Here is a 15,077-nt window from a genome sequence, read left to right as displayed (position 1 = left end):
ACCCGGCCCGGCTCACAGCTTGCCGCCCCGCCCGCCGTCCCGCCGCGGCGGCGCGATGAGCGTCGACAGATACGGCAGCGGCGCCCCGTCCAGCTCGGCGGCGGGCCGCACCGACTCCTCCGGCAGCCCGAGCGCCGACCCCCACACCGCGTCCCCGATCCGCCCGGTCTCCCGCAGCGCCTCGGCGACCTCACCGGCCTGCCGCCCGAACTTGTACGCGACGACGGTCCCGGGCCCGGCCAGCGCGTCCTTGAGCACGGCGGCCCCCGCGGTCACCGGAACCAGCGTGAGCGGCTCGGTCCCCTCGGTCAGCACGGCCCCGGAACGCGCCGCGAGGTCCTGCATGGCGGTGATCCCCGGAACGGTCTCGACGGCGGTGTCCGGCACCAGCTCCACGACGGTCTGGGCGAGATACGTGAACGTCGAGTACACATTGGGGTCCCCGATGGTCGCGAAGGCGACGGACCCGTGCTCCCGCAGCAGCCCGGCGACCCGCTCACCGGCGGCGTCCCAGGCCGCCTCGCGCCGCGCCCGGTCGGTCCGCTCGTTCAGCGCGAACACCACCCGGACGACCTTCTCGGCGGGCACGTAGTGCAGCACGGTCGCCTCGGCCCGCCCCCGCTCGCCGCTGTCCAGCACCGGTACGACGACGACGTCCGCGGCCCGCAGCGCGTTGACCCCCTTGACGGTCACCAGCTCCGGATCCCCGGGCCCGACCCCGACCCCGATCAGCCTGCTGCTCATGACGTGCGGCACCTCTCCACGAACCGACGGGCGACACCGGGCTCGGACGCCCAGTGCGTGTGCAGATAGCTCGCGTGCACACCGCGCTGTACAAAACCCTCGACACGCCGCTCGGGCGCCCGCATCCCCCAGGCGGGGGCGTCCCCCGCCTCCGGCTCGACGACGGTCCGGTGGAACTCGTGCCCCCGCATCCGCGTACCGGCGCCGACCAGCGCGCTGTCGCTCACGGCCACGGCGTCCCGGTACCCCAGCGTCAGCCGCTCCGACATCCGCGCGGAGGCGTCCAGCACCCCGCACATGGGCAGCCCGTCCAGCTCCCGGCACAGATACAGCAGCCCCGCACACTCGGCCGCGACGGGAGCGCCACGCTCCGCGAGGGCGGCGACGGCCTTCCTGAGCTGTTCGTTGGCGGACAACTCGGCGGCGTACACCTCGGGGAAACCCCCACCGATGACCAGCCCGGCAGTCCCCTCGGGCAGCTCCTCGTCCCGCAACGGATCAAAGGTGACGACCTCGGCCCCGGCGGCGGAGAGCAACTCGCCATGCTCGGCATAGGAAAACGTGAACGCAGCCCCACCGGCAACAGCCACGATTAGCCCGTCTGGGGGTCCCCCCGCTCGAGCGAAGCCGAGAGTGGGGGAGGGAAGGGGCGGCGGGGGCGAGGAAACCAAGACCTCACCCGCATCCCACCCCGCACCCGCCAACGGCCCCGCACTCCGCGCCAACGCGACCAACGCCGACAGATCACACCCGCCGGCCACCTGCGCGGCCATCGCCGAAACAGCCTCGACAGCCACAGAGCCCCGCTCGGCAACCGGCACCAGCCCCAGATGCCGAGACGGCGTCTCCACCTGAGCGGCCCGCCGCAGAACCCCCAGCACCGGCACCCCGACGGAGTCCAGCGCCTCCCGCAACAACCCCTCGTGCCGGTCCGAGGCCACCTTGTTCAGGATCACGCCCCCGACCCGCACCTCCGGATCCCAGCTCACGAACCCGTGCACCAGCGCCGCCACGGACCGCGACTGCGACGACGCGTCGACGACCAGCACGACCGGCGCCCGGAGCAGCTTCGCCACCTGCGCGGTGGACGCCAGCTCCCCTTCCCCCGCGGCCCCGTCGTACAGCCCCATCACCCCCTCGACGACGGCGATGTCACACCCGTCCGCACCATGCGCGAACAGCGGAGCCACCAGCTCCGGCCCGCACAGATACGCGTCGAGGTTCCGCCCCACCCGCCCGGTGGCCAGCGAGTGGTACCCGGGATCGATGTAGTCGGGCCCCACCTTGTGCGGAGACACGGCGAACCCCCGCGCGGACAGCGCGGCCATCAACCCCGTGGCGACGGTGGTCTTGCCGCTCCCCGACGAGGGCGCGGCAATCACCAACCGGGGAACAGAGCTCACCACTCGATGCCCCTCTGCCCCTTCTGCCCGGCATCCATGGGGTGCTTCACCTTGGACATGTCGGTCACGAGGTCGGCGAACCCGACGAGCTTCTCCGGCGCGTTCCGCCCCGTGATCACCACGTGCTGCGTCCCCGGCCGCTCCCGCAGCACGGACACGACCTCGTCGGTGTCCACCCACCCCCAGTGCATCGGGTAGGCGAACTCGTCGAGCACGTACAGCCTGTACGTCTCGGCGGCGAGGTCCCGCTTGACCTGCTCCCAGCCCTCGCGGGCCTTCTCCTCGTTGTCCATCTGCGCGTCGCGCTGGACCCAGGACCAGCCCTCGCCCATCTTGTGCCAGTCGACGGTCCCGCCCTCACCGGAGGCACCGAGCACGCGCAGCGCGTTCTCCTCGCCGACCTTCCACTTCGCCGACTTGACGAACTGGAACACCCCGATCGGCCACCCCTGGTTCCAGGCCCGCAGGGCGAGCCCGAAAGCAGCGGTGGACTTGCCCTTCCCCACACCCGTGTGCACGACGACCAGCGGACGGTTACGCCGCTGCCGCGTCGTCAGCCCGTCATCGGGTACGACACTCGGCTGTCCCTTCGGCATTACGCGGCCCTCCTCGACGTCCCCTGCACATCCCTGACCAGCCCGGCGATCGAGTCGGCCCGCAACTCGTCCAGCGTCACGGCACTGCCGCCCAGCTCACCGGCCAGCCGCCCGGCGAGCCCCAGCCGCACCGGCCCCGACTCACAGTCCACGACCACGGAGGCGACCCCGTCGGCGGCGAACAACCGCGCCGCACGCGAGGCCAGCGCGACCGGCTCCGGGCCACCCGTCGCCCGCCCGTCGGTCACCACCACGACCAGCGCCCGCCGCGCCGGGTCCCGCAACCGCTCCACCCGCAGCACGTCGTGCGCCTTGAGCAGCCCCGCCGCCAGCGGGGTCCGCCCACCGGTCGGCAGCGACTCCAGCCGCGCCGCAGCCGCGTCCACCGACGACGTCGGCGGCAGCGCCACATCGGCCGCCGACCCCCGGAAGGTCACCAGACCCACCTTGTCCCGCCGCTGGTAGGCGTCGAGCAGCAGCGACACCACGGCACCCTTCACGGCACTCATCCGCTGCCGCGCGGCCATGGACCCGGAGGCGTCGACGACGAACAGCACGAGGTTCGACTCCCGCCCCTCGCGCGTGGCCTGCCGCAGATCGTCCCGCCGCACCACCAGCCCCGGCCCGGACCGCCCCCGTGCCCGCTGATGCGGCGCAGCAGCCTGGACAGTGGCGGCCAGGTGCAACTTGGTCAGCGCACCGTTCGGCCGTCGCGCCCCCGTCGTCCGCCCGTGCTCGGTCCGCGCCCGCGACCGCCGCCCGGCGGCACCCTCACCGATCCCGGGCACGCTCAGCACCTTGGTACGGAACGGCTCGCCGGCACCCACCGGGGACCGCTCACCGGAGCCGGCCCCCGCGGGCTGCTCGGCCTGCCCGGCTTCCCCGGCCTCGGCCGGCGCCTCCGCGTCACCACCGCCCTCCGGACTCTCCGGACCCTCCGCGGGAGGCTGCCCGCCACCCCCGTCGGGCCCGTCCGGATCGGTGTCGGGATCGTCGTCGCCCCCGAACTCCTCCAGCGTCTCGTCGAGCTTGTCCTCGTCCAGACCGGGCGCGTCGAACGGATTCCGTCGCCGCCGGTGCGGCAGCGCCAGCAGCGCAGCCTGCCGCACGTCCTCGGCGAGCACGTCCGTCCGCCCCGCCCAGGCGGCCAGCGCGGTCGCCGTACGCGCCATCACGATGTCGGCCCGCATGCCGTCGACTTCGAAAGCGGCGCACGTCGCCGCGATCTGCCGCAGCGCCCCGTCCCCGAGCCGCACCTTCGGCAACAGCTCCCGCGCCGCCACGATCCGCGCCCGTACGGCGGCCTCCTCGTCGGCCCACCGCGCGGCGAAGGCGGCGGGGTCGTCGTCGTACGCGAGCCGCCGCCGTACGACCTCCACCCGCTGGTCGGGTTCGCGCGAGGCGGCCACCTCGACGGTCAGCCCGAAGCGGTCGAGGAGCTGCGGTCGCAGCTCGCCCTCCTCGGGATTCATGGTCCCGACCAGCAGGAACCGCGCCGCGTGCCGTACGGAGACACCCTCGCGCTCGACGTACGAGGCACCCATCGCCGCCGCGTCCAGCAGCAGGTCGACCAGGTGGTCGTGGAGAAGATTGACCTCGTCGACGTAAAGGATCCCCCGGTGCGCGTCGGCGAGCAGTCCCGGCTCGAACGCCTTGACGCCCTCACTCAGCGCCCGCTCGATGTCGAGCGCGCCGACCAGCCGGTCCTCGGAGGCACCGACGGGCAGTTCGACCATCCGCGCGGGCCGCGCGGCACCGCCGCCGCTCTCGTGCGGCCCGTCCGGGCAGGCGGGGTCGGGGGAGGCGGGGTCACAGGAGAACCGGCACCCGGGCACCACGGCGACCTCGGGCAGCAGTGCCGAAAGCGCCCTGACGGCTGTGGACTTGGCGGTGCCCTTCTCGCCCCGGACGAGTACTCCACCGACCGCGGGACTCACCGCGTTGAGGAGCAGGGCCAGCCGTAGATCGTCCTGGCCGACGACGGCCGTGAACGGAAAGGGGGTGGTCACTGGTCGTCGCCCTCCAGATCGCCTTCGAGTTCCAGGTAGGTGGCGCGCAGCCGCTCCAGCGTGTCCGCGTCGGGCTCGGCCCACAGTCCGCGGTCGGCGGCCTCCAGCAGCCGCTCGGTGATGCCGCGCAGCGCCCAGGGGTTGGACTTCTTCATGAAGTCCCGGTTCTGCGCGTCGAAGACGTACTCCGCGCTGAGCTTCTCGTACATCCAGTCGTCCACGACCCCGGCCGTGGCGTCGTAGCCGAAGAGGTAGTCGACGGTCGCCGCCATCTCGAAGGCGCCCTTGTAGCCGTGCCGGCGCATCGCCGCCATCCAGCGCGGGTTGACCACGCGGGCGCGGAACACCCGGTGCGTCTCCTCGCCCAGCGTCCGGGTCTTCACCTGGTCCGGGGTGGCCGAGTCACCGACGTACGCCTCCGGACTCGACCCCGTCAGGTGCCGCACCATGGCGACCATCCCGCCGTGGTACTGGAAGTAGTCGTCCGCGTCGACGAGGTCGTGTTCGCGGGTGTCGACGTTCTTCGCCGCCACCGCGATCCGCCGGAACGCCGTCTCCATGTCCCCGCGCGCCGCCCGCCCGTCGAGCCCGCGCCCGTAGGCGTAGCCGCCCCAGACCGCGTACACCTCGGCGAGGTCCGCGTCGGAGCGCCAGTTCCGCGCGTCGATCAGCGGCAGCAGCCCCGCCCCGTACGCCCCCGGCTTCGAGCCGAAGACGCGGGCCGTGGCCCGCCGCCGGTCGCCGTGCTCGGCGGTGTCCTCGTCCACGTGGGCCCGTACGTAGTTCCGGTCGGCCGGTTCGTCCAGCTCCGCCACCGCTCGCACCGCGTCGTCGATCAGCCCCACCACGTGCGGGAACGCGTCCCGGAAGAACCCGGAGATGCGGACCGTGACGTCGATGCGCGGCCGGCCCAGCTCCTCGAGGCCGACCACCTCGAACCCGGTCACCCGCCGCGACGCGTCGTCCCACACCGGACGGCAGCCGAGGAGCGCCAGGATCTCGGCGATGTCGTCGCCCTGGGTGCGCATCGCCGACGTGCCCCACACCGTCAGACCGACGGACTTCGGATACTCACCCGTGTCCTGCAGATACCGCTGCACCAGCGAGTCGGCGAGCGACTGTCCGACCTCCCAACTCAGCCTGGACGGAATCGCCTTGGGGTCGACGGAGTAGAAGTTCCGCCCGGTCGGCAGGACGTTGACCAGCCCGCGCGTGGGTGATCCCGAGGGCCCCGCCGGGACGTAACCGCCGTCCAGCGCCCGCAGGATGTGCCCGATCTCGTCCGTCGTCCGGGCCAGCCGGGGCACGACCTCCTCGCACGCGAACCGCACCACGGCCACCGCGTCGGGCAGTTCCGTGCCCAGCGCCTCGCGCACCAGCGCGGGGACCGCGTCGGCCGCCCAGCCGCGCTCCTCCATGCCCTCCGCGATCCGCCGGCAGAGCTGCTCCAGCAGGTCGATCGCGTCGGCGCCGGTACGCGCCGGGCCGTCCACCAGGTCCGTCAGCTCCACCGGCGCCTTCACCGGAGCTCCCGGCTCGGCCAGCAACTCCTTCTCCACCAGCCCGAAGTGCGCGGCCAGCGCCGCCCGCAGCCCCGGCAGGGCGTTCGCCTGCCCGCCCCACACCTGCGAGGCGCGCAGCACCGCGAGCACCAGGTTCACGCGCGGCTCGCCGACCGGGCCGCCGCCGAGGATGTGCAGGCCGTCGCGGATCTGCACGTCCTTGATCTCGCACAGATAGCCGTCGATGTGCATGACGAACTCGTCGAAGTCGTCGTCGTCCGGCTGGTCGTCCACGTGCAGGTCGTGGTGGAGCTCGGCGGCCTTCACCAGCGTCCAGATCTGCGCGCGGACCGCCGGTGCCTTCGTCGGGTCCAGGTCGGAGACCAGCGCGTACTCGTCGAGGAGCTGCTCCAGCTTCGCCAGGTCGCCGTAGGTGTCGGCCCGCGCCATCGGCGGCACCAGGTGGTCGACCACCGTCGCGTGCCCGCGCCGCTTGGCCTGGGTGCCCTCGCCGGGGTCGTTGACGATGAACGGGTAGATCAGCGGCAGCTCGCCCAGCACCGCGTCCGGCGCGCACCCGGCGCTCAGCCCCAGTCCCTTGCCCGGCAGCCACTCCATCGTGCCGTGCTTGCCCATGTGCACGACGGCGTCGGCGCCGAAGCCCCCCTCGGATGTCGCAGCCTCCAGCCAGCGGTAGGCCGCCATGTAGTGGTGGGAGGGCGGCATGTCGGGGTCGTGGTAGATCGCGATCGGGTTCTCCCCGAAGCCGCGCGGCGGCTGGATCATCACGACGACGTTCCCGAACCGCAGCGAGGCGAGGACGATGTCCTCCCCGTCGACGTACAGCGACCCCGGCGGCTCGCCCCACGCCTCCGTCATGGCCTCCTTGAGGTCCGGATCGAGCTTCTCGAACCAGGCCCGGTAGTCCGCCAACGGCACCCGTGCGGGCGCGGCGGCCAGTTGCTCCTCGGTCAGCCACTCGACGTCGTGACCGCCGGCCTCGATGAGCCGGTGGATCAACTCGTCGCCGCCGGAGGGGTATCCGTCGACCGCGTATCCCGCCTCCCGCAGCGCGTCCAGCACCCGTACCGCCGAGGCCGGCGTGTCGAGCCCCACCGCGTTGCCGACGCGCGAGTGCTTCGTCGGGTACGCGGTGAAGACGAGCGCGAGCTTCTTCTCGGCGTTCGGCTTGTGCCGCAGCCGGGCGTGCCGTACGGCGATCCCGGCCACCCGCGCGGCCCGCTCCGGGTCGGCGACGTACACCGGGACGTCGTCGGGGCCCTGCTCCTTGAAGGAGAACGGGACCGTGATCAGCCGGCCGTCGAACTCCGGGATGGCGACCTGCATCGCCGCGTCCATGGGGGACAGGGCGGCGTCGGACTCCTCCCACGCGGCGCGCGACGACGTCAGGCACAGGCCCTGCAGCACCGGCACGTTCAGGTCGGCGAGCGCCCCGATGTCCCAGGCCTCCTCGTCACCGCCCGCCGACGCCTGCGAGGCGTGCGTGCCGCCCGCCGCGAGCACGGTGGCGACGAGGGTGTCGGCCTTCGCCAGCAGGGCGTACAGCTCAGGGTCGGCGCCGCGCAGCGAACCGCAGTAGACGGGGAGGGCGTTGGCGCCCCGCGCCTCGATCGCGTCGCACAGTGTGTCCACGAAGGCGGTGTTGCCGCTCAGTTCGTGGGCGCGGTAGAAGAGCACGCCGACCGTCGGGCGGCCGTCCACGAGGTCCCGGGAGCCGTGGAGGCCGTACTCCGGCATCGTGCGCGGCTGTTCGAACCCCTCGCCGGTCAGCAGCACGGTGTCCGACAGGAACCGGGCCAGCTCGGTGAGGTTGTCCGGGCCGCCCTCGACGAGGTACCGCAGTGCCTCCGCGACCACGCCGGCCGGCACCGTCGACTCGGCCATGAGCTCGGCGTCCGGCACGGTCTCCCCGCCGAGCAGCACGGTCGGGACGCCGGACGCCTTCAGCGCCGCGAGCCCGTCCTCCCAGGCGCGCTTGCCGCCCAGCAGCCGTACGACGGCGAGGTCCGCCCCGTCCAGCAGCGCGGGCAGCTCGTCAGCCACGTCCACGCGGGTCGGGTTGCCGATCCGGTAGGAGGCGCCGGAGGCACGGGCCGCCAGCAGGTCCGTGTCGGCGGTCGACAACAACAACACAGTGCTCATGCGGGCGCTCCCGGTGGAATGAAAGGCAGTCCTTGCGGCGCGCCGGACTCGATGAGCCGCCACAGCGCGTCCGTGTCCGCGTGCTGTTCGATCAGGTCGCCGAGCCGGTCGAGCTGCTCCTCGCGCAGCGCGGCGAACGAGGTGTCGGGGGCCGGCACGAAGCGGCGGCCCGCGGCGGCGGCCACCTCGCGCAGGAAGGCCCGCCGGAAACCGTCCGACTCCAGCGAGCCGTGCCAGTGCGTGCCCCAGGTCTGCCCGACCCGGCAGCCGTCCAGGAAGGTGTCCCCTCCGAGGACTTCGGCGACCCCGTGATGGATCTCGTACCCCTCGACGGGCTCCCCGAGGGCTTCCCCCGCGGGCCGGGTGAGGGTCTTCTCGCGGGCGAACCGCACCCGTACGGGCAGCACGCCGAGCCCGTCGACCCGTCCCCGCCGGCTCTCGACGTCGTCCTCGATGTGCTCCCCGAGCACCTGGAAGCCGCCGCAGATCCCCAGCACGGACCGTCCCTCGGCGGCCCGCCGCTTCAGCGCGTCCGCCAGCCCGCGCTCCCGCAGCCACTCCAGCGCCCGTACGGTGCCGCGCGTCCCCGGCACCACCACGAGGTCGGCGTCGGCCAGCTCCTCGGGACGGTCCACGAACCGCACCACGACGCCCGGTTCGGCGGCGAGCGCGTCCACGTCGGTGAAGTTGGACATCAGCGGCACCGCGCACACGGCGACCCGCAGCACGTCCTCGCCGACCGGAGCGGCGACGGCCGACTCCCGTACGGCACCACGCAGCGAGACCCGCAGCCCGTCCTCCTCGTCGATGCCGAGCCCGTGCCGGAAGGGCAGCACGCCGTACGTCCGCCGCCCGGTCAGACCGTGCAGCATGTCCAGACCGGGTTCCAGGAGCGACACGTCGCCCCGGAACTTGTTCACCAGGAACCCGGCGACCAGCCCCTGGTCCTCGGGGGAGAGCAGCGCGACGGTGCCGAAGAACGATGCGAAGACGCCGCCCCGGTCGATGTCGCCCACCACGAGGACCGGAAGCCCCGCACCCCGGGCGATCCCCATGTTCACGATGTCGGTGCGCCGCAGATTGATCTCGGCCGGGCTGCCGGCCCCCTCACAGATCACCGCGTCATACGTGCCCCGCAACCGCTCCAGACAGTCCAGCACGGTGCCGAGGAGTCGCTGCTGCCGCCCGCCGTGGTACCCGCGGGCGCTCATCTCCCCGACCGGTCTGCCCAGCAGCACCACCTGGCTGGACCGCTCGCCGCCCGGCTTGAGCAGCACCGGGTTCATCAGCGCGGTCGGCTCGATGCGGCAGGCCTGGGCCTGCATGGCCTGCGCCCGCCCGATTTCGGCGCCCTCCCGGGTCACGAACGAGTTCAGCGACATGTTCTGCGCCTTGAACGGCGCGACCTTCACACCCTGCCGCACCAGCCACCGGCAGATCCCGGCGGTCACCACGCTCTTGCCGGCGTCCGAGGTGGTCCCGGCGACCAGCAGCCCTCCACCGCTCACGATGCACGTCCCTTCATGACGCTCCGCGCGGCGGCGCCGGCTCCGAGCGCGAGCCAGCCGACCCGCCGCGAGAGCCGTACCGCCCGGTCGATGTCGGACACGGCCACGGCACGCCCGCCGCCGTTGAGCACGGGCCGGTGCTCGACCCGCCCGCCGTAGGAGAGGGTCCCGCCGAGCCGTACGCCGAGCGCGCCCGCGAAGGACGCCTCGACGGGCCCGGCGTTGGGGCTCGGGTGCTTCGCCGCGTCCGCGCGCCACGCCCGTACGGCCCCGCGCGGGTCCGGTCCCGCGAGCGCGGCGAGTACGGCGGTCAGCCGCGCCCCCGGCCAGCCGGCGACGTCGTCGAGGCGGGCGGAGGCCCAGCCGTAGCGGAGGTGGCGGGGGGACTTGTGGCCGACCATCGCGTCCAGCGTGTTGACGGCCCGGAACCCGAGGAGGCCCGGCACCCCGGCGACGGCACCCCACACCAGCGCGCCCACCACGGCGTCGGAGGTGTTCTCGGCGACGGACTCGACCACCGCGCGGGCGATCCCGTCGGCGTCCAGCGCCTGCGGGTCCCGGCCGCACAGGTGGGGCAGCCGCGCCCGGGCCGCCTCGACGTCCCCGGCCTCCAGCGCCCGCCCGATGGCGCGGGCCTCCCGGGCCAGCGAGGTCCCGCCGACGACGGCCCAGGTGGCGACGGCGGTCAGGGCCGTGGAGGCGGCGGGGGAGGAGCGTACGCGGCGGGAGGCGAGGGCGCCCAGCGCGACGGTCCCGCCGACGCACACGGCGGTGTGCACCGCGCCCCGGCCCCGGTCGTCCCGCCACAGCACCCGTTCCACGGCAGCCGCGGCCCGCCCGAAAGCGGCGACCGGATGCCCTCGGCGGGGATCGCCGAACAGCAGGTCGCCGAGGAGGCCGGCGGCGGCGCCGTACGCGAACACGCGATCGGCACCCATGGGGTCAGCCGGTGACGGATCCGGCGGGAGTGGCCCCGGAGCGGGGCGGTGTGTCGCTGGTCGACCTCGGCAGGCAGCCGCGCATGGCGTTATGTCCTCACTCAGGGTGTCCACGCCCTGGTTCGACGAGACCGGCGGCGAGAGTTCCTGGCTCCCGGGGTGTCTACCCCGGTGACAGTGGCGGGACCGCGCCGGAATCGCACCGGCTTCCTCTCCTGCCGCCGTAGTGGCTGGGGCAGTCCACCACGGCCCCGGAAGGGCCGTCAACTTGCCGTTGACCTGCGAGGCTGAAGTGTGCTGAGGCCCACAGAGAGGCTCCGGTGGGGGAACCCGCGCACGGGGGCGCGGAAGTGCGCGCGCACGAGCGGGCGGTGCGGGAGCCGAGGCTCCCGCACAACCCCCGGGATGGGGTGACGCCGATGATCGAGCCATGATCAGGTAGATGCCGTACCCCACCGCCGCCGCGCACGCCGCGAAGCAGGCGTAGGCGCCGGTGACCGCCAGGGCCGCGGACTGGCCCTGGGCGGCGGCCCGCTCGCGGCGGGACAGGCCGTTGATGCCGAGGGTGAACAGGCCCACCAGGGCCACGGTGACCACGAGGCTGACGCCGAAGACGGAACCGAGGGCCGCCCAGTCGATCTTCATGGTGCTCTTCTTCCTTCGTGCCGGGGCTACCGGGTCGCGGTCAGACGGTGGTCGCGGCCGGCGGGGCCGCCTGGGCCGCCGGGTCGGTGGGGGCCGGCGCCGGGATGGTGGCCGAGAGGCCGTCGGTCACGATGCCCGCCGGGGGCGGGGTCACCGCGGCCATCGCCTGCGTCACCACGCCGGACGGCTCCTCGTCCGGCGCCTCGTCGTGCTCGTTGACGTTGGTGTGGTCGACGACCTCGCGCCGGGAGATCTTCCAGATGGCGGCGCTGGAGGCGACCAGGAAGACGGCCACGAGGGTGGTGCCCCAGTCGCCGAAGCCGCAGACCCACTCGGCGAGCGCAGCGACCAGGGCCGCCGCCGGCAGGGTCAGACCCCAGGCGACGAACATCCGGGTGGCCGTCGACCAGCGGACGACACCGCCCTTGCGGCCCAGGCCCGCGCCCATCACGGAACCGGAAACGGAATGCGTGGTGGAGAGCGAGAAGCCGAGGTGCGAGGAGGCCAGGATGACCGTCGCGGCACTGGTCTGGGCGGCGAAGCCCTGCTGCGGCTGGAGGTCGGTCAGGCCCTTGCCCATGGTGCGGATGATGCGCCAGCCGCCGAGGTAGGTGCCCATCGCGATGGCGATGCCCGCGGAGAGGATGACCCACAGCGGCGGGTCGGAGTCGGGGGAGACGGCGCCGCCGGCGACCAGGGCGAGGGTGATGATGCCCATCGTCTTCTGGGCGTCGTTGGTGCCGTGGGCCAGGGAGACCAGGCCGGCGGAGGCGATCTGCCCGGCGCGGTAGCCCTTCTCGGAGGCCTTGCTAGGGGTCTTCCCGCCCAGGCGGTAGCTCAGCCGGGTGGCGAACATCGCGGCGACGCCGGCCACCAGCGGGGCGGCGATCGCCGGGAGCAGGACCTTGGTGACGAGGACGTCGCCGTGGACCGCGTCGAGGCCGGCGGAGGCGACGGCGGCACCGATCAGACCGCCCATGAGGGCGTGCGAGGAACTGGACGGCAGACCGACCAGCCAGGTCAGGAGGTTCCAGAGGATCGCGCCGACCAACGCGGCGAAGATGACCTCGGGACGGATGCCGGACTCGTCGACGAGTCCTTTGGAGATCGTGTTGGCGACCTCCACCGAGAGAAAAGCGCCCACAAGGTTCAGCACGGCGGACATGGCCACCGCGACCTTGGGCTTGAGCGCACCGGTCGAAATGGTCGTTGCCATCGCGTTCGCGGTGTCGTGGAAACCGTTCGTGAAATCGAACGCGAGTGCGGTCACCACCACAATCGCGAGGATCAGCGAGAAGCTTTCCATTTACCCAGGCAATCGTTCGAGGTCATTGGCTGGTCGACCGTAGGTAACCAGAGTGAACGGAAGATGAACTGGAATGGGCATCACGGTGACCGTAAGAGGGGGTGGACCCTCCGCCGGATGGCCGCCTGGCAGGATCGCGGCATGACTGAGCGGCCAGGGGAGGGACGGGAAGCGGAAGACACCCGGAGCGTGCGCGAGGAGGAGGCGCGCGCCTGGGCGGAACTCGTCGGGGCCGCGCGCCGGACCGTCGCCGACGGACTCGTCGTCGGCACCTCCGGCAACGTCTCGGTACGGGTCGGCGAGACCGTCCTCGTCACACCGTCGGGAGTGCCGTACGACCGGCTGACGCCGGACGACGTGACCGGCGTCGACCTCACCGGCCGGCAGGTCCTCGGCACGCTCGTCCCCACCAGCGAGCTGCCCATGCACCTGGCCGTCTACCGCACCACCGGCGCGCGCGCCGTCGTGCACACGCACGCCGTGCACGCCACGGCCGTCTCCACGCTCGTCGACGAGCTGCCGCTGATCCACTACATGGCGGCGGCGCTCGGCGGGCCCGTCCGGGTCGCCCGCTACGCGACGTACGGCACGGACGAACTGGCCGGGCACATGCTCCGCGCCCTCGACGGCCGCACCGGCTGCCTCCTCCGGAACCACGGCACCGTGACCTACGGCACGACCCTCACCCAGGCCTACGACCGCACGGCCCAACTGGAATGGATGTGCCGCCTCTGGCTGACCGCGTCATCGGTCCCGGGCCTGTCCCCCCACCTGCTGACCCCGGAGCAACTGACGGAGGCGGGGGACCGCATGCGGGGCTACGGGCAATCGAGCCCGTCCGGCACTTCCAGCCCGTCCGGCGTTTGAGGACAAGGGGTCCGGGGGCGCAGCCCCTGGGGACGATGGGGGTCCCCCGCTCGAGCGAAGCCGAGAGTGGGGGAGGGAAGGGGCGGCGGGGGCGAAAAACCCCACCCCCGCGATGGCGGCGCCCCACGGACGGAGAAGCCACGGGCGCAACCCGGCTGTGCGGCGCCCGCTGGCCGGGTACCCGTCCCCCCATGACACTGGAGAACGTGCGCACTGCCAGAGCGACGGCCGCGGCCGTCACCGCCGTGATAGGGGCCGCAGCCACCGCGGTGGCCGCCGGCCGGCTCGCCAGCGACGCCGCGCTCAGAATGCCCCCCGGCGGCCCCCTGCCCACCGAACCCGGGCTCACCGTCCACGCCACCGCCGCCGGCCGGATCACCCTCACCAGGGACTTCGCCGCACTCCGCCCCGGACGCCACGGTCTCACCGGCGACGGCTTCCACGCGGTCGTCGGCCCCGTACTGCCCGACGCCCCGGACACCGCCGACACCGTCCTGCGCCGCCTCGAACGCGTCACGTACGGCGCCCCGGAGCCCGGCGACCGGGCCAGGCTCACCCCGAACCTGTACGTCGGCGACCCGGGCGGCGCCCTCGGCCTGGACCACACCGACCTCGACGTTCCCGGCGAACTCGGCCCCCTGCCCGCATGGTTCGTACCGGGCGCCCGGGACACCTGGGTGATCGCCGTCCACGGCCTCGGCACCACCCGGGAACACACCATGAACCTCATGGAGTTCCTGCACCGCCACCGCTTCCCGGTGCTCGCCCCCGCCTACCGGGGCGACCCCGGCGCGCCGCGCTCCCCGGACGGCCTCAACCACCTCGGCGAGACCGAGTGGCGCGATCTCGACGCGGTGCTCCACCACGCCGTGGACTCCGGCGCCCGGCGGGTCGTCCTGTACGGCTGGTCCACCGGCGCCACCATGGCGCTGCGCGTTGCCGCCCGCTCCGAGGTGCGCGCACGCGTCGCCGGTCTCGTCCTGGACTCCCCGGTGCTCAGCTGGGAGGCGACCCTGCGGGCCCTCGCCGCGGCCCGGCACACCCCGGGCGCGCTGCTGCCGCTCGCGGTCCGCGCCGCCCAGGGCCGCACCGGCCTGTACGGCGACCGCGGGCCCGGCGCCCTCCACCTGGACCGGATCGCGATCCCCACGCGGATCTTCCACGGACCCGACGACACGGTGGCGCCCTGGCGGTTCTCCCGCCGCCTCGCCGCCGACCACCCCGACACCACCACCCTGCACACCGTCAGGGGCGCCCCGCACGGCGTGATGTGGAACGCCGACCCGGAGGCCTACGAAGAGGCGCTGCGGCGCTTCCTCACCCCCCTGATGTGACCGCGCGGAGGGAGCGCCGGACAGCCGGTTCCGAAGATTCCGTTTAGGGCCGTACCAGTGGC

General features: G+C 73.4%; 10 protein-coding genes and 1 riboswitch. Of the genes, 2 read left to right on the top strand and 8 right to left on the bottom strand.

The genetic code is table 11. The features are described 5' to 3' along the window. Positions 1-12: 12 nt before the first annotated feature. The 8 genes from cobI to ACF1DX_RS22790 form a co-directional block, all read right to left on the bottom strand. Positions 13-744 (bottom strand): precorrin-2 C(20)-methyltransferase, encoded by a 732-nt coding sequence (cobI, locus tag ACF1DX_RS22825; RefSeq protein WP_391792970.1) that lies wholly within the window; start codon positions 742-744, stop codon positions 13-15. Next, positions 741-2,150, bottom strand: coding sequence for a cobyrinate a,c-diamide synthase (locus tag ACF1DX_RS22820; RefSeq protein ID WP_391792969.1), 1,410 nt, complete (start codon positions 2,148-2,150; stop codon positions 741-743). Before ACF1DX_RS22820 ends, cobI begins: the two co-directional genes overlap by 4 nt. Beyond that, positions 2,144-2,743: a cob(I)yrinic acid a,c-diamide adenosyltransferase gene (cobO, locus tag ACF1DX_RS22815; RefSeq protein ID WP_391792968.1), complete on the bottom strand. Its 600-nt coding sequence runs from the start codon at positions 2,741-2,743 to the stop codon at positions 2,144-2,146. The genes ACF1DX_RS22820 and cobO overlap by 7 nt, the downstream gene beginning before the upstream one ends. Next, entirely contained in the window at positions 2,743-4,752 is a 2,010-nt protein-coding gene (locus tag ACF1DX_RS22810) for a putative cobaltochelatase (RefSeq protein WP_391792967.1), read from the bottom strand. The genes cobO and ACF1DX_RS22810 overlap by 1 nt, the downstream gene beginning before the upstream one ends. Continuing rightward, positions 4,749-8,417, bottom strand: coding sequence for a cobaltochelatase subunit CobN (gene cobN / locus ACF1DX_RS22805; protein WP_391792966.1), 3,669 nt, complete (start codon positions 8,415-8,417; stop codon positions 4,749-4,751). The genes ACF1DX_RS22810 and cobN overlap by 4 nt, the downstream gene beginning before the upstream one ends. After that, positions 8,414-9,925, bottom strand: coding sequence for a cobyric acid synthase (locus ACF1DX_RS22800; protein ID WP_391792965.1), 1,512 nt, complete (start codon positions 9,923-9,925; stop codon positions 8,414-8,416). The genes cobN and ACF1DX_RS22800 overlap by 4 nt, the downstream gene beginning before the upstream one ends. Further along, entirely contained in the window at positions 9,922-10,863 is a 942-nt protein-coding gene (locus ACF1DX_RS22795; protein WP_391792964.1) for a cobalamin biosynthesis protein, read from the bottom strand. Before ACF1DX_RS22795 ends, ACF1DX_RS22800 begins: the two co-directional genes overlap by 4 nt. A gap of 141 nt (positions 10,864-11,004) precedes the next feature. Beyond that, positions 11,005-11,077: riboswitch (cobalamin riboswitch) on the bottom strand. Positions 11,078-11,548: 471 nt separating this feature from the next. Further along, positions 11,549-12,814 carry an anion permease gene (locus ACF1DX_RS22790; protein ID WP_391792963.1) on the bottom strand — a complete coding sequence of 422 codons (1,266 nt, stop codon included), beginning with the start codon at positions 12,812-12,814 and terminating at the stop codon, positions 11,549-11,551. Between the two features lie 141 nt (positions 12,815-12,955). Between ACF1DX_RS22790 and ACF1DX_RS22785 the strand changes: the two genes are divergently transcribed. Next, on the top strand, positions 12,956-13,681 hold the full coding sequence (locus ACF1DX_RS22785) for a class II aldolase/adducin family protein (RefSeq protein ID WP_391792962.1): 726 nt from the start codon (positions 12,956-12,958) through the stop codon (positions 13,679-13,681). 206 nt (positions 13,682-13,887) lie between these two features. Then, positions 13,888-15,015 (top strand): alpha/beta hydrolase, encoded by a 1,128-nt coding sequence (locus ACF1DX_RS22780; RefSeq protein ID WP_391792961.1) that lies wholly within the window; start codon positions 13,888-13,890, stop codon positions 15,013-15,015. The last annotated feature ends 62 nt before the right edge of the window (positions 15,016-15,077 follow it).

It is taken from the genome of Streptomyces sp. NPDC014676 (assembly GCF_043084105.1).
Lineage (GTDB): Bacteria > Actinomycetota > Actinomycetes > Streptomycetales > Streptomycetaceae > Streptomyces.
The sequence above is the reverse complement of the archived record's forward strand: the minus strand, read 5'-3'. Positions and strand labels throughout refer to the sequence as shown.